Consider the following 20,894-nt stretch of genomic DNA (forward strand, 5'->3'; position numbering starts at 1 on the left):
GGACTTGACAGCGGCGGCGCGTCCGCGCGCTGCCTTGCCCTGCCTCAAGCCGATTTGTCACGAAAAGAAATATAATCGCGAGCTTCTTGCGGCGGCGCAGCGGAACTCCGCGCCGCCACGCAGGTCACTTTTACTGCCTCCTGCAACCGTGCCACGTCCGGCCGGTTGGAAACGGCGACGCGGGTCGCGTATCCGCCGCAGCATCCCAATCCAATTTCTAAAAACCTTGTGAGACGCCTGCCGCGCTGAATCAGCGCGCCGTCGCACGGGGTTTGCTTTTGGCGAACACAATGCAAAAGTCGCAATCGCGCCTTATCGAACTCGATTTTTTTCGGGGGCTGGTCCTTTTGATCATCGTCGTCGACCACATCGGCGGCAGCATTCTGTCGCGCGTCACGCTGCACGCCTACGCGCTGTGCGATGCCGCCGAGGTGTTCGTGTTCCTCGGCGGCTTTGCCACCGCCACGGCGTACGCCGCGCTGGCCGAACGGCGCAACGAAACGATCGCACGCAGCCGCTTCCTGCGGCGCTCGCTGGAAATCTATCGCGCGTTCCTCGTCACCGCCGCGCTGATGCTGCTGGTCAGCGCCATGCTCAGCGCGTTCAGCATCGACGGGCCGAATCTCCCTACCACCGATCTCGACGATCTGATGGACACCCCGCTCGCGGCGCTCGGCGACATCCTGCTGTTCCGCCGCCAGCCGTATCTGGCTTCGGTGCTGCCCATGTACGCGTTCTTCGCGCTGCTGGTGCCGATGATCCTGCCGCTCGCGCGCAGCAAGCCGTGGCTGCTTCTGGCCGGCAGCGTGGCGCTGTGGGCCGGCGCGCCGGCCATCGTCGCCTACCTGCCCGCCGCGCCGGACATGCATTGGGATTTCAATCCGTTCGCGTGGCAACTGCTGTTCGTGCTCGGCGTGCTGGCCCGTTGCCAGCCGGTTTATCAGCGCGCGAGCGCGCACCGCCTGAGCTGGCTCGTTAGCCTGCTGGCGCTTGCGGTGGTCGCGGCCGCCGCTTACTACAAGCTGTTTATCGAGCACGAACCGCTTGATGCCAGCCTCAAGCAAAACCTCTCTTACCTGCGGGCTGTCAATTTTCTCGCCATCGCGTGGCTGGTCGCGAATCTGATTCAGCTCGGCTGGGCACGAAAGCTCGCGCAGCGGGTTCCGTGGGTCGGCGTGATCGGCCGCAAAGGGTTGCTGTGCTTTATCGCCGGCGCGGTGATCTCGCTTGTGGTCGACTCCGTGCTGTACGCGGCGACGGACGGTTACCTGAACTATCCGCTCGGACTGCTCGCGGATGCAATCGCAATCGGCGCGCTGTTCGCGGTGGCGCTGGGCGTGGAGCCGCTCAAGCGTCTGGCCGGCCGCTTGTATGGCGGGTGGCTGCGCACGTCGCCCTGAGCGGCGTCCATAAATAAGGACGTGGGCTTACCGCTTGACGGCGGCCACAGCTATTTCTCTGCCACTCGGTCACGTTCCATGCCGCCGTCCGCTGAACTTGCTAGCGGTCAAAACGTTCTGCCGATCCTGATAGCATGACGGCCGCGCGCAAGCTGCGCGGCGGCCTCCTACTCTGACATGCGTCTATTCCTACGTTCAGCCCTCGTTGCGCTCTGCGCGGCCTCGATCAGCGCGCCGGCGCTCGCCAGCACCGTGATCAGCCGCAGCTTCCATTCCGACGCCCTCGGCCGCGACTGGGCCTACACGATCTATCTGCCGAGCGGCTATCGCCATGACGGCAGCCGCCTGCCCGTGCTCTATCTCCTGCACGGCAATAACGGCGACGCCAACGACTGGATCACACACGGCCATCTGCAGAGCGCGGCCGACGCGTTGATCGAGCATAAGGACGTGCCGCCCGTCGTGATCGTGATGCCGCAAGGCGGCACGGACTGGTACGTCGATCGCAAGGAAAAGATGGAGAGCGCGTTCTTCGACGATCTGCTGCCCGAGATCGAAACGCGCTATGCGGTCTCGACGCAACGCGGCGCACGCATGATCGGCGGCGTCTCGATGGGCGGCTTCGGCGCGCTGCGCTATGCGATGACGCAACCCGAGCGCTTCTGCGGCGCGCTGCTGCTGAGCCCCGCGATCTATCCGAACGAGCCGCCGCGCGCGTCGGCTGCGCGCCGCGTCGGTGTGTTCGGCGAGCGTGAATTCGACGCGCGTGTCTGGCACGAACTCAACTACCCGGCGCAGTGGGATCGCTACATGAGTCGGCCGTACCGTCTGCCGATGTTCATCGCCGCCGGCGACGACGACCTCGCGATCCAGGCCGACGCATCGTCGCTCTATACACACCTGCGGCTGGCGGGTAATCCGGCGGCGCTGCGCATAATCGACGGCGGCCATACGTGGGATGTCTGGAGCGTGCTGCTGCCCGCCGCGCTCAAATTCACGCTCGGTTGCGTGAAGTCGCAACCGCAGCAGCAGGACCATCCGTCAAACCAGCGGCCCTGAGCGGTTCAGCAGTATTGCCTGATGCCGGTTTGAAAACCCGTGCAACTATCGCACGAGGTCGGTCCACAACACCATCAGCACGGTCATCAGCGCGGGACCGATGAAGATGCCAAGCAGGCCGAACGTTTCCGCGCCGCCAAGAATACCGAACAGCACGAGCAGGAACGGCAAACGCGTCGAGTTGCCGATCAGCACCGGTCGCACGAAATGCTCGGCGATGAACACCACGACGGAGCCGAACACGGCGAGGCCGACGCCCGCCGCCACCGAGCCTTGCGAGACCAGCCACAAGGCCGCGAGACCGAAGGTGAGCGGCGCGCAGAACGGCAGCATCGCGGCGATGGCGGTAACGAGCGCAAGCAGCGCGACATGCGGCAGGCCCGTCACGAAATAGGCGACGCCCAGCAACGCGCCCTCGCCGAGCCCGACCACGACCAGTCCCGAGACCGTGCCGCGCACCGCCGTGGCCATGCGTAGCAGAAGCTGCGCGCCGTCTTCGCCGAAGCCGCGCCGCATGCCTTTGAGCAGCGAGCCCGACAGGCGCGGCCCCGCCTGAAAAATCACGAACAGCGTGATCAGCATGAAACCGAACACCGCCACGGCATGCGCCGCGCGTGCGCCGAAGTGCCGGCCAAGCGTCATCACCGTGGTGCTGTGCAGTCCTTTCATGGCCGCCGATCCGCGCAGCGGCTGAGCAAGATTGGCCTGCCACCACGCGGAAGCCTGCTGCGCGCCGAACGGCAGGTGCTGGACGAAATCCGGCAATGGGATGCCGTTTTCCTGCGCGTCTTTGAACCAGTCGCTCATGTCGTGCGCTTCGCGAAGCGCCTGGGCAATGCCGACTCCCACCGGCAGCACGACCAGCAAAGCGATCGCCAGCGTCAGCACGGCCGCGATCAGCGTCGTGCGCCCGCTGAACCAGCGGTTGCCCTCGACCCTGCGCAACAGCGGCCATAGTGCAATCGCGAGCACGGCGGCCCATGCCACCACCGCGATGAAGTCGCGCACGACCCACAACGCCAGCAACACCAAGCCGATGTACAGCACGAGCGAGGCCGCCTTCTGCTTCTTCAGGCAGTCCAGCGCGTCAGGCGGTTCGGGCGGTGGGACAGGGGGGCGTGAATTCATATGAGCTCTTATGGTTTGTGAAGGCACCCTTCAAGGGACTTCCCTCGATACGTGTGCGCGAGCCGACCGGAAAAATGCAAAACCGCTACACTGGCGCGGCATGGTCGCTCATCAATAACCACATCTTAAAGGAAGCACCGGCGCCCCCTTGCAGGCAGTACGCTTGTCTCACTACGTACAACACTGCGTTGCAAAAATCCGTCCTATCGTGAATTCAGCATAACAATGGCCCGCGAAGGCCCGTCTTTTCGGGATAGCGCGAATGTCAAGTTTCATTGTTGCTGTTTGAAGAACAGTGTTTCAACTGCGACACAATGGCTATCCGGCGCGCGCGGGACTACATTCGCCACACCACACAATTCGGAGCCGACGACGATGACCTTAGAGTCCATCCCCCTTGACGGTACCAATGGCGTCCGCATCGAAATTCTCGAACGCTCGGACACGACGCTCGTGATTCGCTGGGTCGAGCCGGGAAAGTGTCATTACGGCGAGCAGCGCTGGCGGCGCAGGTCGGCACATACGTCAGGCACGTGTGCAGTGTCGCGCCGCAAGATCCGCCGCGGCGACGCGGTGTTCAAACCGGCCGAGCGGCCGGCGCCTTTGAATGCTTCCGCCATGATCTGCGCTGAACTGCTGGAGTGCGTCGAGGCCTGAGCCTCAAGCTTCTCGCCGGCGTCGCGCGCACGTCCTGGCCAACACACCTGACGCGCCCGCTCTGCCCGGCGCACCAACCCACATAGCGGCACGCGCAGCGCGCGCGACCCGCTTCCCGGCGTGGGTAAAACACCCTCTGATTGCGGCCCCTCGCCGCGTGCGTTAAGGTGGACGACGTTGCGTCAAGTCACCCTGCCTGCTCCCCGCACGGCGCTATTGTGACCCGCACTCCACCCACCGCGCCGTGCCTCTTGCGGCGCCGATTGAGGGCATACCATGGCCGAAGACACGCCGGAAACCCGCACGCCGATAGCCCCCCCGGCGCCCCCCGCGCCCCCCGCGCCTCCCGCACCACTGGTCGCACCGCAACAATTTTCCCTGGACGTCCTGCTCGAAAAGTACGCGAAAGGCGACGAGCAATCCGCCGACGACGTGTTCAAGCGCGTCGCGCGCGGCGTCGCCGAGGCTGAACCGCAAGCGCTGCGCGAATCGGTCGAGGCGCTCTTCGTCGACAACCTGCGGCACGGCGCGCTCGGCGCCGGCCGCATCATGAGCGCGGCGGGCACCGGCATCGCCGCCACACTGATCAACTGCTTCGTGCAGCCCGTGGGCGACGCGATTCAGGGCGTCGACGAACAAGGCCTGCCCGGCATCTACGTCGCCTTGCTGCAAGCAGCCGAAACCATGCGCCGCGGCGGCGGAGTCGGCTACAACTTCTCGGCGATCCGTCCCAAAGGCGCACGCGTTCATACCACCAGTTCGTCGGCGTCCGGTCCGTGCAGTTATATGGACGTGTTCGACGCGTCCTGCCGCACGGTTGAAAGCGCCGGTTCGCGGCGCGGCGCGCAGATGGCCGTGCTCGACTGCGATCATCCCGATTTGCTGGAGTTCATCGAGGCCAAGCATTCGAAAGGGCGCTGGAACAACTTCAACGTATCGGTCGGCGTGACCGATGAATTCATGCGCGCCGTCGAAGAAGATCAACCGTGGCAACTCGTGCATCGCGCCGAGCCCTCACCTGCCCAACGCGCCGCCGACGACGTGCGGCAACGCGAAGACGGCCTGTGGGTGTACAGCGAACGTCCCGCGCGCGCGATCTGGGATCGCATCATGCGCTCCACTTACGACGTCGCGGAACCCGGCATCGTGTTCATCTCGCGCATGAACGAGGACAACAATCTGCGCGCCGTGGAAACCATCCGCGCCACCAATCCGTGCGGCGAGCAACCGCTGCCGGCGTATGGCTGCTGCAACCTCGGACCGCTGAACCTCACGCGTTTCGTGATCGACCCGTTCGCGCAGATGAAAGGCCGCAAGCCTTCATTCGATTGGGACGGCCTTGCCAAACGCACGCGCACCCAGGTGCGCTTTCTCGACAACGTGCTCGACGTCACGCTGTGGCCGCTGCAGCAGCAATACGACGAGTCGCGCGCCAAGCGGCGCATCGGCGTGGGCTTCACCGGCCTCGGCGACGCGCTCGTCATGCTCGGCTTGCGCTACAACTCGCAGGAAGGCCGCGACTTCGCCGTGCGCATCGCCCAACTGATGCGCGACGAAGCGTATCGCGCATCCGTGGAACTGGCGCGCGAGCGCGGGGCATTTCCGCTTTTCGATGCCGCGCGTTATCTGGAAGCCGGTACGTTCGCTTCGCGTCTGCCCGAAGACATCAAAGAGGCTATCCGTCGCGACGGCATTCGCAACAGCCATCTGCTCTCCATCGCGCCGACCGGCACCGTGAGCCTCGCCTTCGCGGACAACGCGTCGAACGGCATCGAGCCCGCCTTCTCGTGGACCTACACGCGTATGAAGGTGATGGCCGACGGCGGGCGCGAATCCTTCGATGTCGAAGACTACGCGTATCGACTCTATCGCGAGCTTGGCGGCGACACGAACAAGCTGCCGGACTATTTCGTCAGCGCACTGGAAATGTCGGCACGCGACCATCTCGACATGATGGCGGCCGTGCAGCCGTACGTGGACACGTCGATCTCGAAGACGGTGAACGTGCCCGCCGACTACCCGTTCGAGGCGTTCGAAAGCCTTTACTTCGATGCGTGGAAAAACGGCCTCAAGGGTCTCGCCACCTATCGCCCGAACGAAACGCTCGGCGCGGTGCTCAGCGTGAGCCCACCGCAAGCCGACGACACGCTGACCGAGAGCGATCTCGATCCACTGCGTATCGCGATCGATCATCGGCCCAGGGGCGAGTTGCCCGCGATCATCGAAAAGGTCGAATATCTGACGCAGTTGGGCAAGAAATCGCTTTACGTAGCGGTGTCGTTCATCGAGGTCACCGGGCGGCTCGGTGGTGAAGACGTCACCATCGAACGGCCTATCGAGTTCTTCATTCCGACGGGTCAGCGCGACGAATCGCAGCAATGGATCACGGCGACCATGCGTTCGCTGTCGCTGGCGGCGCGCGGCGGTTTTGTCGCGCGCAATCTGCAGGACATGCGCAAGGTCTCGTGGGATCGCGGGCAAGTGCGGCTCGGTGAGGTGCAGCGTCTCGACGGACATCGCGCGCCACGCTGGCACGATTCGGAAGTGGCCGCCCTCGCCTTCGCGATTCAGCAGATTCTGCATCGGCGCGGCTTTCTCGATGCCGAGGGCAATCAAGTGCCCTCGCGCATGCTGGCACGTTTGCCGCGCGGACAGATGCGGGCCGAGACGGCACTGCCGGCGGATTTCGGCATTCGTCCGCATCCCGTTGAGACCGACGCCGACGCGCTCGCGTTGACGCAGCCCGGCGGCCCGCAAGGCTTGCATACGATGCTCGGGCGCAAGTGCGGGTCGTGCGGGGCGAATGCGGTGATTCGCAAGGACGGGTGTGACTTTTGCACCGCGTGTGGTGAGGTGGGTGCGTGCGGGTAGATTGTTCTGCGTGAAAAGCGTCGCGGCCGCTATTCTTCGCGGCCGCTTTTTTTTGCGCCGACTGAGATCGCCAGGCGCGCCGTCATCAACCGACTCGCGTCCCGCGCACGCTGCCGATCGAGTCGATCGCATGCGCGGCACGACCGCGAACCAGCGCCCTATCCCACCCTCGCGTAGTAAAGATTCTGCGGATGCTTCGCTTCGGCAAAGAAAAACCAGCGCTCCGCCACCAACCCCGCGTACTGCACAAGACACGCCGCAGCCAGCAGAGCGAGCGAAACGCCGATCGAATGCAGGCCTGCCCCTAACGCCATCAACAAAACCGGCGCGACAAACGCCGTCGCGAGAAAACCCCATTTGACATTGCGCAGCGTCCCCGCCGATTTGCCATGAAAGAACTCGCGCAGATTGAACGCACCGGCGGTAAAACCGCGCGACACCTGCACCAGTTTCGGATTGTGAATGCCGGTGGCGCTCTGCACCGTCGACTTCGGCCGCAAGCGCGCGTTGCGCATGAGCGACGCCGAGCGGCTCGCACAGCCGGCGAGCGTCAGCACGCATGCGCTGACAGCGAGTCCAACGGTCCACTCGGGCGCGAACCATGCGCTCAGAGCCGTCGCCAGTGTGAAGCCCGACGCGCAGCCGAGCAGCGTGAAGTTCACCAGTGTGAGCGGCGTGGCCCACTCCTGCAGAAAGCGCAGGCACGCGTAGATCATCGCCGTGCAGACGAACAACATGGCGCTCGCCAGCACGCCGAGCCAGCCGATCGCGAGCGACCACGGCGAGCCGAACCAATGCGCGACACCATAGAAAAACGCGCAGGCGAGAAACGCCGGCAGGCACAAACATTCACGCGACAACCACGAGGTCCGCCACATCGCGATCGCACGCCATGCGCGTTCGGGATGGCCGAGATGGAAGAACGATGCGATCAGTCCGAGTCCACCCAATACGACCGACACGCCCGCGCCGGTGATATAGAACGCACCGGAGGGCGAAGCGAGCAGGCCCAGATGCGCGGCAGTTTCCACGCCGACGAGCGCGATCAGCAGGCCCTGGGCCGCGCCGCTCAAAGTGGTCAGAAAAACCACGGAGAATGCGGGATTCATCGTGAGGTCCTATCAGTCGTTAGATGCGCGTCGCCATCGACGCAAGATGCAACTCGCCGCGCTCGAATTGCGCATCGAGCGATTCCGGCGACGCGCTCGGCTCCTGCAGCGAGCCGGCCGATTTGCACGAGCACGAACCGCTGCCGCAACCCGCGGCCTCGGTCGGCACGCGCGGCAAATAGTGATTCGCCGGCCGTGTATTCCACTCGGGCATCAACTGATAGCCGCCGCGCTCCTCGATCGCTTTCGATACCACCGACTCGGGATCGTGAATATCGCCGAACAGCCGCGCCGAAGTCGGGCAAGCGAGCACGCAGGCCGGCTGCCGATCGCGCTCGGACAGATTTTCATCGTGGATCCGATCGACGCACAGCGTGCACTTGGTCATCTCCTTGCGGCTTTCGTCGAGTTCGCGCGCGCCATATGGACACGCCCACGCGCAATACTTGCAGCCGATACAGCGGTCGAAGTCCACCAGCACAAGCCCGTCCTCCTTGCGCTTATAGCTCGCGCCGGTCGGACAGACCGGCACGCACGGCGGGTCCTCGCAGTGCAGACACGACTTGGGAAAATGGATCGTCTCGGCGTTGGGAAAACTGCCGGCTTCAAAGCTCTGTACCCGGTTGAAGAAGGTGCCGGACGGATCCGCGTCGTACGGATTCATATCGGCGAGACTGCCCGATTCGCCCGACGTGTTCCACTCCTTGCAACTCGTCACGCAAGCATGGCACCCCACGCACACGTTCAGGTCGATCACCAGTGCCATCTGTGTCATCAAAGGCTCCTTGCGGCTGTCCCGATGTTATTTGCGCCCCGTCGCGCCGCGCAGCCGCGCCGCGAACTCCCCTCGTCCCGCGAAGTAGGTTTGCACGATCCGCGAGATCACGCCGTTCTCGCCCGGCACCGCGGGCATCGCCGCGAATTGCGGCAGCGTGTGCCGCGCGTCCGCCTCTGCCGGATAGATGCGCACGCGCACGTCGTACCACGCGGCCTGGCCCGTCACCGGATCGGAGTTCGACATGCTTCGCGCTACGTCGTCGGCGCGGTTGGGCAACTCGTCGGTGATGAGGTGATTGAGCAGGAAGCCGCGTTGCGATTCGTTCGCGCCCGGGCCGAGGCTCCATGCGCCCGACGCCTTGCCGATCGCGTTCCAAGTCCATACGGTGCCCGGCTCCACGGTCTCGCTGAAGCGCGCCATACAGCGCACGCGGCCCCATTGCGATTCGGCGTAGATCCACGCGCCGTCGGCGATACCGTTTTCGGCCGCCATCAACGGATTCATGTACAGATAGTTCTCGCCGTGAATCTGCCGCAGCCATGCGTTCTGCGAGTCCCACGAGTGGTACATCGCCATCGGCCGCTGGGTCACCGCGGCGAGCGGAAACCTGTCGAGGTCGGTCGCCGCGCTTTCGAGCGGCGCATACCAGAACGGCAGCGGATCGAAGTACTTTTCCACCCGCGCGCGCAAATGAGCCGGCGGCTGCCTGCCGCTCGTGCGACCCTGCGCGGCGAGCCTGAACTTCTGCATCACGTCGGAGTAAAGCTGGATCAGAATCGGCTCGCCGAACTTGCGGAAACCGTGCTCGACCGCCCACTCGAGATACGGCCCGTTGCAATTGCGCATGTACTGCAGCGTCTCGGGCAACGGGTAATGGAACACGCAATTGTTCTTCGAGTATTGCTCCCACTGACGCGGATTCGGTTCGCCCACCAGCGCCTTGTCGCCATCCTTGCCGCGCCAGCCGATCAGAAAGCCCACACCGGAATCGGGCGACGTCGTGAAATTGACGACGAAGTCGGGATAGTCGCGATAACGCCTTGCGCCCTCGGCGGTCGTGAACGCCGGGAATTTCAGCCGCGACGCAAGCTCGATCAGCACTTCCTGGAAGGGCTTGCATTCACCCGTAGGCGGCACGACCGGTACGCGTACCGAATCCACCGGACCGTCGAATTCGGAGATCGGCCGGTCGAGCATGGACATCGCATCGTGCCGTTCCAGATACGTCGTGTCGGGCAGGATCAGATCGGCAAACGCGGTCATCTCCGACTGGAACGCGTCGCACACCACCAGAAACGGAATCTTGTACTCGCCGCCGGCGTGCTTGTCGACCAGCATCTCACGCACTTTCATCGTATTCATCGACGAATTCCACGCCATGTTGGCCATGAAAATCATCAGCGTGTCGATGGGATACGGATCGCCGCGCCACGCGTTGGTAATCACGCTGTGCATCAGGCCATGAACGGCCAGCGGATATTCCCACGAGAAGGCCTTGTCGATCCGCACCGGTCCGCCCTGATCGTCGATGAACAGGTCCTCGGGCGCGGCGGGCCAGCCGAGCGGCCCGGTGGCGAGCGGCGTGTTCGGCTTGACGGCGTCGGGACTGTTAGGCGGTTTCGCCGACGGCGGCACGGCACGCGGAAACGGCGACTTGTGACGAAAGCCGCCGGGCGTGTCGATCGTGCCGAGCAGCGACATCAGCACGGCTAGCGCGCGGATCGACTGGAAGCCGTTGGAGTGCGCCGCGAGGCCGCGCATGGCGTGGAAAGCAACCGGGTTGCCGGTGACCGTTTCGTGCGTCTCGCCCCACGCGTCGGTCCAGCGGATCGGCAAGGTGATGCGGTGCTCGCGGCTCGTCTGGATCATTTCACCAGCGAGGCGGCGAATCGTATCGGCCGCAATGCCGGTGATGCCGGCGGCCCACTCCGGCGTGCAATCGGCCACGCGTTCGCGCAGCAAGGCGAACGACGGCGTGACCTGCGTGCCGTCGTCGAGCGTATAGCGGCCGTCGAGCGCGGGACTAACGCCGGCCGCGTGATGCGGCACGGCGCGCGCAGCGTCCGCATCCCACCAGAGATGATTCTGCGGAAACAGCGGATTGCCGACCGGCCGCTCGGGATCGCGCACGAACAGGCCGAAGTTTTCGCTGGCTTCGTCGAGCGAGACGAGTTCCGCCGCGTTGGTGTAGCGGCGCACGAATTCGTGATCCCACGCGTCGGCGGCAATCAGTTCGTGCAGGAACGCCATGAACAGCGCGCCGTCGGTGCCGGGTTTGATTGGCACCCATTCGTCGGCAATCGCCGCGTAGCCAGTGCGAATCGGATTGATTGCGATGAAGCGGCCGCCCGCGCGCTTGAACTTCGAAATGGCGATCTTGAGCGGGTTCGAATGATGATCTTCCGCTGTGCCGATCATGAAGAAGAGCTTGGCGCTGTCGAGGTCCGGCCCACCGAATTCCCAGAACGAGCCGCCGATCGTATAGATCATGCCCGCCGCCATGTTCGACGAACAGAAGCCGCCGTGCGCGGCGTAATTAGGCGTACCGAACTGTTTGGCAAAGAGGCCGGTCAGCGCCTGCATCTGGTCGCGTCCGGTGAAGAGCGCGAATTTTTTCGGGTCGGTGGCGCGAATGTGGCCGAGGCGCTTTTCGAGCACCTCGAACGCGTGTTCCCACGACACCGGCTCGAACTGCGCGCTGCCGCGCTCCGCGCCGGGCTTGCGCATCAACGGTTGAGTCAGGCGTGCGGGCGAGTACTGCTTCATGATGCCCGACGCGCCCTTCGCGCAAATCACGCCCTGATTGAGCGGATGCTCCGGATTGCCGTCGATGTAACGCACCTCGCCTTCGCGCAGATGCACACGAATGCCGCAGCGGCAGGCGCACATGTAGCAGGTGGTCGTTTTGATGTCGAGCCGTTCGTTCTGCGTGCGGGCGTGGTGTTCCATGCGGGATCTCCCTCGCTGCTCCGGCTGCGCCGAAGCGGTGGTGATGCGATACCGCCCATCCTATGCGCCGTCGCCCCACAAGGGAAATCGCCATTTTCGAGAGAAACTATCCGCCGCGCCGATAGTTTGTGTTTGGCTTTCAGTGGCTAGTCGGGCGCGGGTAAGCATGCGCGGCCGCATCCCGACATGCGGCGGCTCGCCAGACAACCGGCTTGTCCGGTGGCCGTGCGGCGGCCAGTAGACCTTGCCTGAGCGCGGCCTTCGAGTTGCGGGTCTCGCGGCTCAACACCGAAGAGACATCGGCAACCGGCCGGGCAGCAGCAAAGAAAAGTAGTCGCGGACCGCGCTGGTTCTGAACGTCAGATCGGCGTCAGTACCGCTTCCCCCGCAAAATGCCGGCGGGCGTTGCTCAGGAAGTTGTCCACCGAGGCCGTGATCGCTTCCGGCGAGCGGCCGCCCACGTGCGGCGTCAACACCACGTTCCGCAGCGTTAGCAAGGCTTCGGGCGGATGGGGCTCGCTCTCGTAGACGTCGAGCGCGGCGCCGGCAATCGTCCCTGTCGTAAGCGCCTGCGCGAGCGCCGCCGTGTCGAGCACACTGCCGCGCGACACGTTGACCACGAAGCCCTGCGGACCGAGCGCCTTGAACACCGCCTCGCCGATCAGATGACGCGTGCCCGCACCGCCCGGCGTCGCGACGATCAAAAAGTCGCTCCAGCGCGCGAGGCCTTCCACGCTATCGAAGTACCGATGCGGCGAACCTTCACGCGGCTTACGGTTGTGATAGCCGATTTCCATCTCGAACCCCGCGCCGCGCCGCGCGACCTTCTCGCCGATATTGCCGAACCCGACAATGCCGAGGCGCTTGCCTGAGACGTTCGGCTGCATCGGCAAGGTGTCGCGCCAGGCGCCTTTGCGGGTGGCCTGATCGAGTTGCGGCACGTCGCGCACCACCGCGAGCAGCAGCGCGAAGGCATGATCGGCCACGCAATGATCATTGGTGCCCGCGCCGTTGACGAGCACGATATCGCGCGAGCGGGCGTGGTCGACGGCGAGGTTTTCATAGCCCGCGCCCAGCGCGCTGATCAGTTCGAGTTGCGGCATGCGGTCGATATCCGCAGCGGCTAGCCCGGTCGTGCCGTTGGTGAGCACGGCGCGAATGGTCTCGCCGTGTGCGTCGAGCGCGGCGGCTCGTTGGGCGGCGTCGGGCGCGTAGACGACGTCGAACGCGGCCTCGATCTTCGCGCGGCTTGCATCGTTGAGGGGAATCAGAACCAATAAGGATGGCTTCATGGCGGCGCTTTTTTTGTTGGCGACGTGGATGGGCAGGACGATTTTCAAGTCAGTGTAACCAGGCTCCGGAAGACTTGCCGGCAAGCCCGCTCGCCGGCCTGATGCCGCGCCGAGGGCGCCCGGCGCGACTCAAGTCCAACGGAACGCCGCCGTTATCTCGTTGGATGGCCTGACGCAAAATGATACGTAACCGGTCTTTCTTTTCAGCCTCAGCCCAACCCGTCTTAAAATAGCGGCACTTCCGATTTTGAGAACCTCATGCTGGATATCCTCTCGCTCGGCCCCGCGCCCGCCAATGACGATTCCGAGATGTTCGAACTCGCGCCCGTCTCGCTCTGGCTTGAAGACTTCAGCGGCGTGCGCATCTTGTTCGATGCATGGCGGGCAGACGGCGTAACCGATCTGCGCGCGCATTTCGCCGCCAATCCGGGTTGCGTCGCGCAATGCGCGCACAGCATCCGCGTCATCAAGGTCAATCAGAAGACGCTGACGCAATTCGAGGCCGCCGATTTCGACGCGCTCACCAGCAATCTCGCCTCGGTGTTCCGCGACGACATGCTCAAGACGCACCTGGAAGAGTTATGCCAGTTGTGGGCCGGCCAGTCGCAGTTCACCAGCCAGACGGTCAACTACACGCTCGGCGGACGCCGCCTCGACGTGCTGCTCAAGGGCGCCGTGCTGCCCGGCCACGAGGCGCGCTGGGACCGCGTGCTGGTGTCGGTCGAAGACATTACGGAACTGGAAGGCGCGCGGCATCGCGTGACGCTTGCCGAGCAGTATGTGCGCGGCCTGTTCGAATATTCGCCGGTGTCGCTCTGGGTGGAGGATTTCAGCGCGGTCAAGCGTCTGCTCGACGAAGCGCGGGCGGCCGGCATCAACGATTTCCGGGTGTTCACCGACGTGCATCCGGAGTTCGTCGAACGCTGCATGCAGGAAATCCACGTGCTCGACGTGAACCAGCACACGCTCGACATGTTCGCCGCGAAAGACAAGAAAATGCTCCTGTCGCATCTAGCCGACGTGTTCCGCGACGACATGCGTCCGCATTTCCGCGAGCAGCTGGTCGATCTGTGGGACGGCAAGCTGTTCCAGCAACGCGAAGTGCTCAACTATTCGCTCGACGGCAACGAGGTGCATGTGCACCTGCAGTTTTCCGTACTGCCGGGGCATGAAAAGACCTGGGATCTGGTGCTGGTGGCGCTCACGGACATCACGGCGCGCAAGAAGGCCGAAGCCTACCTCGAGTTCCTCGGCAAGCACGACGTGCTGACCAAACTGCGCAACCGCTCGTTCTACGTGGACGAACTCAACCGGCTCGAACGCAAGGGCCCGTGGCCCGTGACGATCATCATGGCCGATCTGAACGGTTTGAAACGCGTCAACGATCAGCTCGGCCACGCCGCGGGCGACGCGCTTTTGCGGCGCGCCGGCGAGGTGCTCGCCAAGGCGACCGAGACGCCGTTTCACGCGGCGCGCATTGGCGGCGACGAGTTCGCGATCCTGATGCCGGACACCGACGAGCGCGGCGGCGCCGCGATGGTAGATGCGATCCGGCAACTGGTGGAACTGAACAATCAGTTTTACCCTGGCTCGCCACTCAGCTTCTCGATGGGGGCGGCCACCTGCCAGCGGGGCGACCGGCTCGAAGCGGGCGTGCAGCGCGCCGATCTGCTGATGTACGAGGAAAAACGCGCGACCTACGCGAGCCAGCCGGCGGGCGACTCGGCCGGCCGCTGAACACTGCATTGGCCGCACCGGATCACGGCGTGGCATCGGGATGATCGGCGCGCTTTTTGGCGTTGCGGCGTGGGTGAACCGGACGACGGAGCGACCCGCCCCGCCTTGAGTAGTGAGTTCAGCCCGGCAATTTGGCCGCCAGCACGTCGACCTTTTCGATCGTCGGCGGCGAGGCGAACAGATCGCCGGCCTTCGCCATCAACGCGGCCGCCACTTTGCCGTTCAGGTGCGCGTCACGGCCGGCTTCATCCGGAAAGGCGTCGAAGATACCGAAGGTGGCCGGCCCCAGCTTCAAACCGAACCACGCGACGGTGCCCGGCTCCTCCTCGACGAGCGGCAAGCCGCCGAGCAGAAATTCTTCGACCTCTTTTTCCTTGCCGGGCTTGGCTTCGAGACGAACGTACAGTGCGAGCTTGACCATGACAGAACTCCTGCTGTGAGATTCGAGCAATGGTGTGCCTTGCAACGCTTCGCCAGGCGTGACGAAACTTGCGGGGCCGCGAGACTATCGCAAAGTATAGTCCGCTATCCGTGTAGCGCCGTCACGCGCGCCTCGCGTCAGGATCCGCGCAGGCCGATTTGCGCTAGCGCAGCATCGCGCGTTGCGGATGCCGGCCGCCCGGCGCGCGTCGGCTATACTCGCCGCCCCTGAAGTTTTCCGCGGCCCGGCGCCGCGGTCTGGAAAAAAACATGTCGACAATTCCCGCCTGCCCGCAGTGCGCGATGGAAAACACCTACCCGGACGGCGACAACTACGTCTGCCCCGACTGCGCGCATGAGTGGCCGATGAACGCCGCCGCGTCCGTCGACGAAACCGACGAACGCGTGGTCAAGGACGCCAACGGCAACCCGCTGGCCGACGGCGATGCCGTCGTGCTGATCAAGGACCTGAAAGTGAAAGGCTCGTCGATCACGCTGAAAATGGGCACCAAGGTGAAGAGCATTCGCCTTGCCGGCGGCGATCACGAAGTGGACTGCAAGATGGACGCCGGTAACTTCATGCTGAAGGCCGCGTATCTGAAGAAGGTTTGAGTCTGAACGAACGGCGCCGGCCGGCACAGCCAGTAGTCACGAGGAGCCACAGCGATGCTTTCCCACGTTTTCATCGGTATCGGCGATTTCGAGCGTGCTTGCAGCTTTTACGACTCACTGATGGGCACGCTCGATCTGCGCCTCAAGTTCCGCGATGCGCAAGCATGCTGGTCCGGTTGGATGACGGCGGATGCGCCGCGCCCGCTGTTCGTGATCGGTAAACCCTACGACGGCCAACCTGCCTCGGCCGGCAACGGTCAGATGATCGCCCTGCTCGCCGCCGACCGCGTCATGGTCGATCGCGCGCACGCCGCAGCGCTCGCTCACGGCGGCGTGTGCGAGGGGCCGCCCGGTTTGCGTCCGCAATATCACGCGAACTATTACGGCGCCTACTTTCGCGATCCGGACGGCAACAAGCTCTGCGTGTGCTGCCACGAACCGGAAACCCCGGCCAGCGCGACCAGCACTTAAGCGCCCGGAAAGCGCAACTCGAAGCGCACCACGCCCGGCGCCGGACACACCACGCGCGCCGTGCCGCCATGCAGATGCATGATTGCCTTGACGATCGCAAGACCCAGACCGCTCGATTCGGTGAACGCGCTACGCGCCGCGTCCGCGCGATAGAAGCGATCGAACAGGCGGGCTAGCTGTTCCTCGCGAATCGGCGCGCCGTCGTTTTCGACCACCACGGTGGCGCCCGCCTCGTCCTGCGTGCCACGCAGACGCACCACCGTATCGCTCGCCCCGTAACGTACGGCATTGACGACCAGGTTGTTGATCGCGCGGCGGCACAGCATCGGATTGGCCGACGCCACACCCGTGGCCTCGACCACGAAGCGCATGCCGCGTTCGTCGGCGGGACCTTCGAAATAATCTGCGATCCTGACGAGTTCCTCGCGCAGATCGACCGGCTCGCGTTCCACTGAAAGCGCCGCATGGTCCGCATGCGCGAGAAACAGAATGTTCTCCGCGATATGGCTGAGGCGGCTTAGTTCTTCGAGATTCGATTCGAGCACCTGCTGATACTCGTCGGGCTCGCGGGTCCGCGCGAGCGTCACCTGCGTCTGCCCGATCAATGCGCCGACCGGCGTGCGAATCTCGTGCGCCAGATCGGCGGAAAACTGCGAGAGCCGCTGATAACCATCGGCGAGACGGTCGAGCATGGCGTTGAACGCATGCGTGAGTTGGCGCAATTCGAGCGGCGCCGCCTCGCTGTCGAGCCGCACCGACAGGCTCGTGGGACTGATCTGCGCGGCGCGCGTGGCAATCTCCCGAACCGGCCGCAGCGCGCGCCGCAGCACGTACCAGGCGAGCAGCGTCGCGGCCAGCATGCCGATCAGCGTGGCCAGCACAATGCGGTTGCGGTACGCGGCCAGCATGCGCACTTCCTCCGTCATCGGATGGCCCGCGATCACTTCGACCTCGGTGCCGTCCTCGCGCGCTTTGGCGGTGGCGATCGCCCAATGTACCGGCACACCGTTGGCCAACTGCGTCTGGTGGACGTCAGCGAAGGTCGGCAAGCGGCCCCCCACGCCGGCTTGCAGCGCGGGCACTGCCACGCCTGCCGGGTTCACGTCGATGAACGGCGCTTCGCCCGGACGGCGAAACAGCAGCACGTCCTGTTCCGCGCCGAGCATGGTCTCGAACAGCAATGGCCGGCTCTTCAGTTCGCCGACCGAATAGAGATCGCGCACGATGCGGCTGAAATGCTCGACGCGGGCGGTCAGCACCACGTCGGCGCGGCGTTGCAACGACACTTCCGCGGAGTGATAGAAGTAAGCGCCGAGCGTGCCGATCACCACGCACGCAATCGACGCGAACAGCACCGTGGTGCGAGCCGTGAGCGAGCGCCCGGTCCAGAATTTCATGAGCCGTCGCCGAATGTGTAGCCGATGCTGCGCACGGTATGGATCAGCTTCTTTTCAAACGGATGATCGACCTTGGCGCGCAGCCGTTTGATGGCCACGTCGACCACGTTGGTGTCGCTGTCGAAGTTCATGTCCCACACTTCGGAGGCGATCTGCGTGCGCGACAGCGCTTCGCCCTGGCGGCGCACGAGAAGATGCAGCAGCATGAATTCCTTGTTGGTGAGTGGAATCTCCACGCCTTCGCGCGTTACCTTGCGGCGCAGTACGTCGAGCTTGAGGTCGGCGATTTCGAATACGTCGCTCTCGCGGATCACGCCGCGGCGCAGCAGCGTTCGGATCCTCAGCACCAGCTCCGTAAATGAAAACGGCTTGACGAGATAATCGTCCGCACCGAGTTCGAGGCCGCGAATACGATCGCTGACGTGGTCGCGCGCGGTCAGGAAAATCACCGGCAGATCGCGCCGCGTGCGCAGAGCACGCATGATTTCCCAGCCGTCGATGCCGGGCAGCATCACGTCCAGCACCACGAGGTCGTACGCATTCTCAAGCGCCATATGCAGGCCGTCCGTGCCGGTGCGCGCGAGGTCGACCGCATAGCCGCTCTCGCGCAAACCCTTCTTCAGGTAGTCGCCGGTTTTCGGATCGTCTTCGATGACGAGGATGCTCATGGTGCTCGGTGCTCCGATTCGGCTTTGGCGCAGAGCCTCGCCCTGCCGCTCACCGAATCCTGGACGTGGATATGCCGGTCATTCTACGTGTCCGTTGCGCGCCATTCATGACGTTTTTGTCATCCGTCTGTCACTCGCCGGAGCCGGTCCAAAGACTAATCTGCCCCCATCCTTCACCACCTGGAGCAGATTCATGAAGATCGTTTCCGCGCGTGCTTTGCGCGCTTTCGCCGCCCCCGCGCTCGTCGCCGCTGCTTTGCTCGCCGCCGGACCGGCTGCACAGGCCCAGAGCGCCGCGCCCACCGGCGTGCGCGGCACGGTGACATCGCTGTCGGGCGATCAGCTCAAGATCCACACGCGCGACGGCAAAGACGTCGACGTGAAGCTCGCCAAGGACACGCCGATTCGCGGCGTAGTGCTCGCCAACATCAGCGACATCAAGCCGGACAGCTATGTCGGCACCGCCGCGATTCCGCAGGCCGATGGCACGCTGAAGGCGCTCGAAGTGCACGTGTTCCCGGCCAGCATGCGCGGCTCCGGCGAAGGCCATCGCCCGTGGGATCTCGGCGGCAATAGCTCCATGACCAACGGCACCGTCGGTTCGCTGGTGGTCAGCAATGGCCGCACGATCACCGTGAAGTACAAGGACGGCGAAAAGAAAGTCGTGATTCCGCAAGACGTCCCTATCGTCGCGCTGGAACCGGGCGACCGTTCGCTGCTCGTGCCGGGCGCGAAAGTCGTGCTGTTCGCGCACAAGGAAGCCGACGGCTCGATGGCCGCCAACTTTATCTCCGCAGGCGAGCATGGCGTGACGCCGCCGATGTAAGACGGTGTTGCTGTTTTCTCTTAGAGTCGGACAGCCGCGTTCTTGCATGACGCGGCTTTTCGATTTCCTGTTTGTCTCGTGACCTTCACACCATGCGCGAATCACATACACGGCTGCTCGTTCACCCGCTCGTCGTGCGAATCACGCATTGGATCAACGCATTCGCGATGGTCTGCATGGTGACGAGCGGCTGGGCGATTTATAACGCGTCGCCGTTTTTCCCGTTCCGGTTTCCGGTTTGGGCGACCGTCGGCGGATGGCTGGGCGGTTCGATCGCGTGGCATTTCGCGGCGATGTGGCTGCTGTGCGCGAACGGGCTGCTGTACATCGCGTACGGCGTCGGACGCGGGCATTTCAGGCGCAAGCTGTTGCCGGTTCGTCCGCGCGACGTGGTGCATGACGCAAGCCTCGCACTGCGCTTCAAGCTGCCGCACGATTCCGGCAAATATAACGCGGTGCAACGTGCACTGTATCTGCTCGTGCTGTGTCTTGGCGTGTTGCTGGTGGCGTCGGGGCTGTCGATCTGGAAGCCCGTGCAATTCTCGTGGCTCACGGCGCTATTCGGCGGCTTCGACTTTGCGCGGCGCGTGCATTTCATCGCAATGGCAGGCGTGGTCGGTTTCGTGGTCGTGCATCTGGCGCTGGTGCTGCTCGTGCCGCGCACGTTGCTGCCGATGTTGACAGGACGGTCACGGCCACATTCGGCGCATGAAAGGAGCCAGGCATGAGCGCATCCAAACCCAATCGCAACCCGCAGCGATCCCCCATCGTGCTTGCCGATCATCAGCCGCAAATCGAGCGGCTGCAACGGCGGCTGTTCCTGCGTTCGTCGCTCTCCATCGGCGCACTGGCGATGCTCTCGGGCTGCAACATGCAGGACGGCGATTCGGTCGACAAGGTACTCTGGGCCATGTCGCGCTGGAACGACCGCGTGCAGGGCTGGCTATTCGATCGCAACAAGCTCGCGCCGACCTATTCGGCGCGCGAAATCACCGACCCGTTCCCCTTCAACGCGTTCTATCCTGAGTTCGACGCGCCGGACATCGACGGTTCGACGTATCAACTGGAAGTGTCGGGGCTCGTCTCGGACAAGCGCACGTGGAATCTCGATCAGTTACGCGCATTGCCGCAGGCTTCGCAGATCACGCGCCACATCTGCATTGAAGGATGGAGCGCAATCGGACAATGGCGCGGCGTACCGTTTCGGACGTTTCTGGAGCGCGTCGGCGCCGATCTGAATGCGCGCTATGTCGGCTTCAAATGTGCGGACCGTTATTACTCCAGTCTCGACATGGCGACAGCTCTGCATCCGCAGACGCAACTCACGCTCGATTTCCGCAATGAACCGCTTCCGGCCAAATACGGCTACCCGCTGAAGCTACGCGTGCCGACTAAACTCGGCTTCAAGAATCCGAAGCACATTGCGGCGATCTTCGTGACCAATACGAATCCCGGCGGTTACTGGGAAGACCAGGGGTACAACTGGTTCAGCGGTTTGTAATGTATGGCGCAGCGGGCTC

General features: G+C 64.1%; 18 protein-coding genes. 10 read left to right on the forward strand and 8 right to left on the reverse strand.

The genetic code is table 11. The features are described 5' to 3' along the window. The first annotated feature begins 290 nt into the window (after positions 1-290). Positions 291-1,400, forward strand: a complete 1,110-nt coding sequence (locus tag B0G75_RS24455) for an OpgC domain-containing protein (protein ID WP_106311552.1) — start codon at positions 291-293, stop codon at positions 1,398-1,400. 177 nt (positions 1,401-1,577) lie between these two features. After that, positions 1,578-2,459 (forward strand): alpha/beta hydrolase family protein, encoded by an 882-nt coding sequence (locus B0G75_RS24460; RefSeq protein WP_106311555.1) that lies wholly within the window; start codon positions 1,578-1,580, stop codon positions 2,457-2,459. 45 nt (positions 2,460-2,504) lie between these two features. Here B0G75_RS24460 and B0G75_RS24465 read toward each other — a convergent pair whose 3' ends face one another. Next, on the reverse strand, positions 2,505-3,587 hold the full coding sequence (locus B0G75_RS24465; RefSeq protein ID WP_106311558.1) for an AI-2E family transporter: 1,083 nt from the start codon (positions 3,585-3,587) through the stop codon (positions 2,505-2,507). 375 nt (positions 3,588-3,962) lie between these two features. On the opposite strand from B0G75_RS24465, the gene B0G75_RS24470 reads away from it, so the two are divergent. Next, positions 3,963-4,244: a DUF3331 domain-containing protein gene (locus B0G75_RS24470; protein WP_106311561.1), complete on the forward strand. Its 282-nt coding sequence runs from the start codon at positions 3,963-3,965 to the stop codon at positions 4,242-4,244. Between the two features lie 276 nt (positions 4,245-4,520). Then, complete coding sequence (locus tag B0G75_RS24475; protein ID WP_106311564.1) at positions 4,521-7,115, forward strand: adenosylcobalamin-dependent ribonucleoside-diphosphate reductase; 2,595 nt, start codon at positions 4,521-4,523, stop codon at positions 7,113-7,115. A gap of 158 nt (positions 7,116-7,273) precedes the next feature. Here the strand turns inward: B0G75_RS24475 and B0G75_RS24480 are convergent, their stop codons facing one another. The 4 genes from B0G75_RS24480 to B0G75_RS24495 form a co-directional block, all read right to left on the reverse strand. Continuing rightward, positions 7,274-8,224, reverse strand: a complete 951-nt coding sequence (locus B0G75_RS24480) for a DmsC/YnfH family molybdoenzyme membrane anchor subunit (RefSeq protein WP_106311566.1) — start codon at positions 8,222-8,224, stop codon at positions 7,274-7,276. A gap of 19 nt (positions 8,225-8,243) precedes the next feature. After that, entirely contained in the window at positions 8,244-8,999 is a 756-nt protein-coding gene (locus B0G75_RS24485) for a 4Fe-4S dicluster domain-containing protein (protein WP_106311569.1), read from the reverse strand. Positions 9,000-9,026: 27 nt separating this feature from the next. Then, positions 9,027-11,951 carry a molybdopterin-dependent oxidoreductase gene (locus B0G75_RS24490; RefSeq protein WP_106311572.1) on the reverse strand — a complete coding sequence of 975 codons (2,925 nt, stop codon included), beginning with the start codon at positions 11,949-11,951 and terminating at the stop codon, positions 9,027-9,029. 359 nt (positions 11,952-12,310) lie between these two features. After that, positions 12,311-13,243, reverse strand: a complete 933-nt coding sequence (locus B0G75_RS24495; RefSeq protein ID WP_106311926.1) for a 2-hydroxyacid dehydrogenase — start codon at positions 13,241-13,243, stop codon at positions 12,311-12,313. A 258-nt stretch (positions 13,244-13,501) separates the two neighbouring features. Between B0G75_RS24495 and B0G75_RS24500 the strand changes: the two genes are divergently transcribed. After that, entirely contained in the window at positions 13,502-14,980 is a 1,479-nt protein-coding gene (locus tag B0G75_RS24500) for a diguanylate cyclase domain-containing protein (RefSeq protein ID WP_106311575.1), read from the forward strand. Between the two features lie 118 nt (positions 14,981-15,098). Here B0G75_RS24500 and B0G75_RS24505 read toward each other — a convergent pair whose 3' ends face one another. Then, the gene (locus tag B0G75_RS24505; RefSeq protein WP_106311578.1) at positions 15,099-15,401 is read right to left on the reverse strand and encodes a putative quinol monooxygenase; all 303 of its coding nucleotides are present in this window, start codon (positions 15,399-15,401) and stop codon (positions 15,099-15,101) included. A gap of 269 nt (positions 15,402-15,670) precedes the next feature. Here B0G75_RS24505 and B0G75_RS24510 point away from each other — a divergent pair, with 269 nt between their 5' ends. Both B0G75_RS24510 and B0G75_RS24515 read left to right on the forward strand, forming a co-directional pair. After that, complete coding sequence (locus B0G75_RS24510; RefSeq protein ID WP_106311581.1) at positions 15,671-16,012, forward strand: zinc ribbon domain-containing protein YjdM; 342 nt, start codon at positions 15,671-15,673, stop codon at positions 16,010-16,012. Positions 16,013-16,066: 54 nt separating this feature from the next. After that, the gene (locus B0G75_RS24515; RefSeq protein WP_106311584.1) at positions 16,067-16,483 is read left to right on the forward strand and encodes a VOC family protein; all 417 of its coding nucleotides are present in this window, start codon (positions 16,067-16,069) and stop codon (positions 16,481-16,483) included. On the opposite strand, the gene B0G75_RS24520 is transcribed toward B0G75_RS24515, so the two are convergent. Then, positions 16,480-17,880, reverse strand: coding sequence for a heavy metal sensor histidine kinase (locus B0G75_RS24520; protein WP_106311587.1), 1,401 nt, complete (start codon positions 17,878-17,880; stop codon positions 16,480-16,482). The genes B0G75_RS24515 and B0G75_RS24520 overlap by 4 nt on opposite strands. Next, entirely contained in the window at positions 17,877-18,548 is a 672-nt protein-coding gene (locus B0G75_RS24525) for a heavy metal response regulator transcription factor (RefSeq protein ID WP_106311590.1), read from the reverse strand. Before B0G75_RS24525 ends, B0G75_RS24520 begins: the two co-directional genes overlap by 4 nt. Positions 18,549-18,741: 193 nt before the next feature. Here B0G75_RS24525 and B0G75_RS24530 point away from each other — a divergent pair, with 193 nt between their 5' ends. The 3 genes from B0G75_RS24530 (at position 18,742) to B0G75_RS24540 (ending at position 20,875) form a co-directional block, all read left to right on the forward strand. Next, a complete protein-coding gene (locus tag B0G75_RS24530; RefSeq protein ID WP_106311593.1) occupies positions 18,742-19,374 on the forward strand; it encodes a hypothetical protein in 633 nt (210 codons plus the stop codon). A gap of 92 nt (positions 19,375-19,466) precedes the next feature. Beyond that, positions 19,467-20,102: a cytochrome b/b6 domain-containing protein gene (locus tag B0G75_RS24535; RefSeq protein ID WP_106311596.1), complete on the forward strand. Its 636-nt coding sequence runs from the start codon at positions 19,467-19,469 to the stop codon at positions 20,100-20,102. After that, positions 20,099-20,875 carry a molybdopterin-dependent oxidoreductase gene (locus B0G75_RS24540; RefSeq protein ID WP_106311599.1) on the forward strand — a complete coding sequence of 259 codons (777 nt, stop codon included), beginning with the start codon at positions 20,099-20,101 and terminating at the stop codon, positions 20,873-20,875. Before B0G75_RS24535 ends, B0G75_RS24540 begins: the two co-directional genes overlap by 4 nt. Positions 20,876-20,894: the final 19 nt, after the last annotated feature.

Source organism: Paraburkholderia sp. BL18I3N2 (assembly GCF_003001875.1).
In the GTDB taxonomy this organism is placed as follows: domain Bacteria; phylum Pseudomonadota; class Gammaproteobacteria; order Burkholderiales; family Burkholderiaceae; genus Paraburkholderia; species Paraburkholderia phytofirmans.

Bases quoted from the DNA above. Each gene is read 5' to 3' on its own strand.
- B0G75_RS24455 (WP_106311552.1), top strand. From the start codon at position 291: ATGCAAAAGTCGCAATCGCGCCTTATCGAACTCGATTTTTTTCGGGGG.
- B0G75_RS24460 (WP_106311555.1), top strand. From the start codon at position 1,578: ATGCGTCTATTCCTACGTTCAGCCCTCGTTGCGCTCTGCGCGGCCTCG.
- B0G75_RS24465 (WP_106311558.1), bottom strand. From the start codon at position 3,587: ATGAATTCACGCCCCCCTGTCCCACCGCCCGAACCGCCTGACGCGCTG.
- B0G75_RS24470 (WP_106311561.1), top strand. From the start codon at position 3,963: ATGACCTTAGAGTCCATCCCCCTTGACGGTACCAATGGCGTCCGCATC.
- B0G75_RS24475 (WP_106311564.1), top strand. From the start codon at position 4,521: ATGGCCGAAGACACGCCGGAAACCCGCACGCCGATAGCCCCCCCGGCG.
- B0G75_RS24480 (WP_106311566.1), bottom strand. From the start codon at position 8,224: ATGAATCCCGCATTCTCCGTGGTTTTTCTGACCACTTTGAGCGGCGCG.
- B0G75_RS24485 (WP_106311569.1), bottom strand. From the start codon at position 8,999: ATGACACAGATGGCACTGGTGATCGACCTGAACGTGTGCGTGGGGTGC.
- B0G75_RS24490 (WP_106311572.1), bottom strand. From the start codon at position 11,951: ATGGAACACCACGCCCGCACGCAGAACGAACGGCTCGACATCAAAACG.
- B0G75_RS24495 (WP_106311926.1), bottom strand. From the start codon at position 13,243: ATGAAGCCATCCTTATTGGTTCTGATTCCCCTCAACGATGCAAGCCGC.
- B0G75_RS24500 (WP_106311575.1), top strand. From the start codon at position 13,502: ATGCTGGATATCCTCTCGCTCGGCCCCGCGCCCGCCAATGACGATTCC.
- B0G75_RS24505 (WP_106311578.1), bottom strand. From the start codon at position 15,401: ATGGTCAAGCTCGCACTGTACGTTCGTCTCGAAGCCAAGCCCGGCAAG.
- B0G75_RS24510 (WP_106311581.1), top strand. From the start codon at position 15,671: ATGTCGACAATTCCCGCCTGCCCGCAGTGCGCGATGGAAAACACCTAC.
- B0G75_RS24515 (WP_106311584.1), top strand. From the start codon at position 16,067: ATGCTTTCCCACGTTTTCATCGGTATCGGCGATTTCGAGCGTGCTTGC.
- B0G75_RS24520 (WP_106311587.1), bottom strand. From the start codon at position 17,880: ATGAAATTCTGGACCGGGCGCTCGCTCACGGCTCGCACCACGGTGCTG.
- B0G75_RS24525 (WP_106311590.1), bottom strand. From the start codon at position 18,548: ATGAGCATCCTCGTCATCGAAGACGATCCGAAAACCGGCGACTACCTG.
- B0G75_RS24530 (WP_106311593.1), top strand. From the start codon at position 18,742: ATGAAGATCGTTTCCGCGCGTGCTTTGCGCGCTTTCGCCGCCCCCGCG.
- B0G75_RS24535 (WP_106311596.1), top strand. From the start codon at position 19,467: ATGCGCGAATCACATACACGGCTGCTCGTTCACCCGCTCGTCGTGCGA.
- B0G75_RS24540 (WP_106311599.1), top strand. From the start codon at position 20,099: ATGAGCGCATCCAAACCCAATCGCAACCCGCAGCGATCCCCCATCGTG.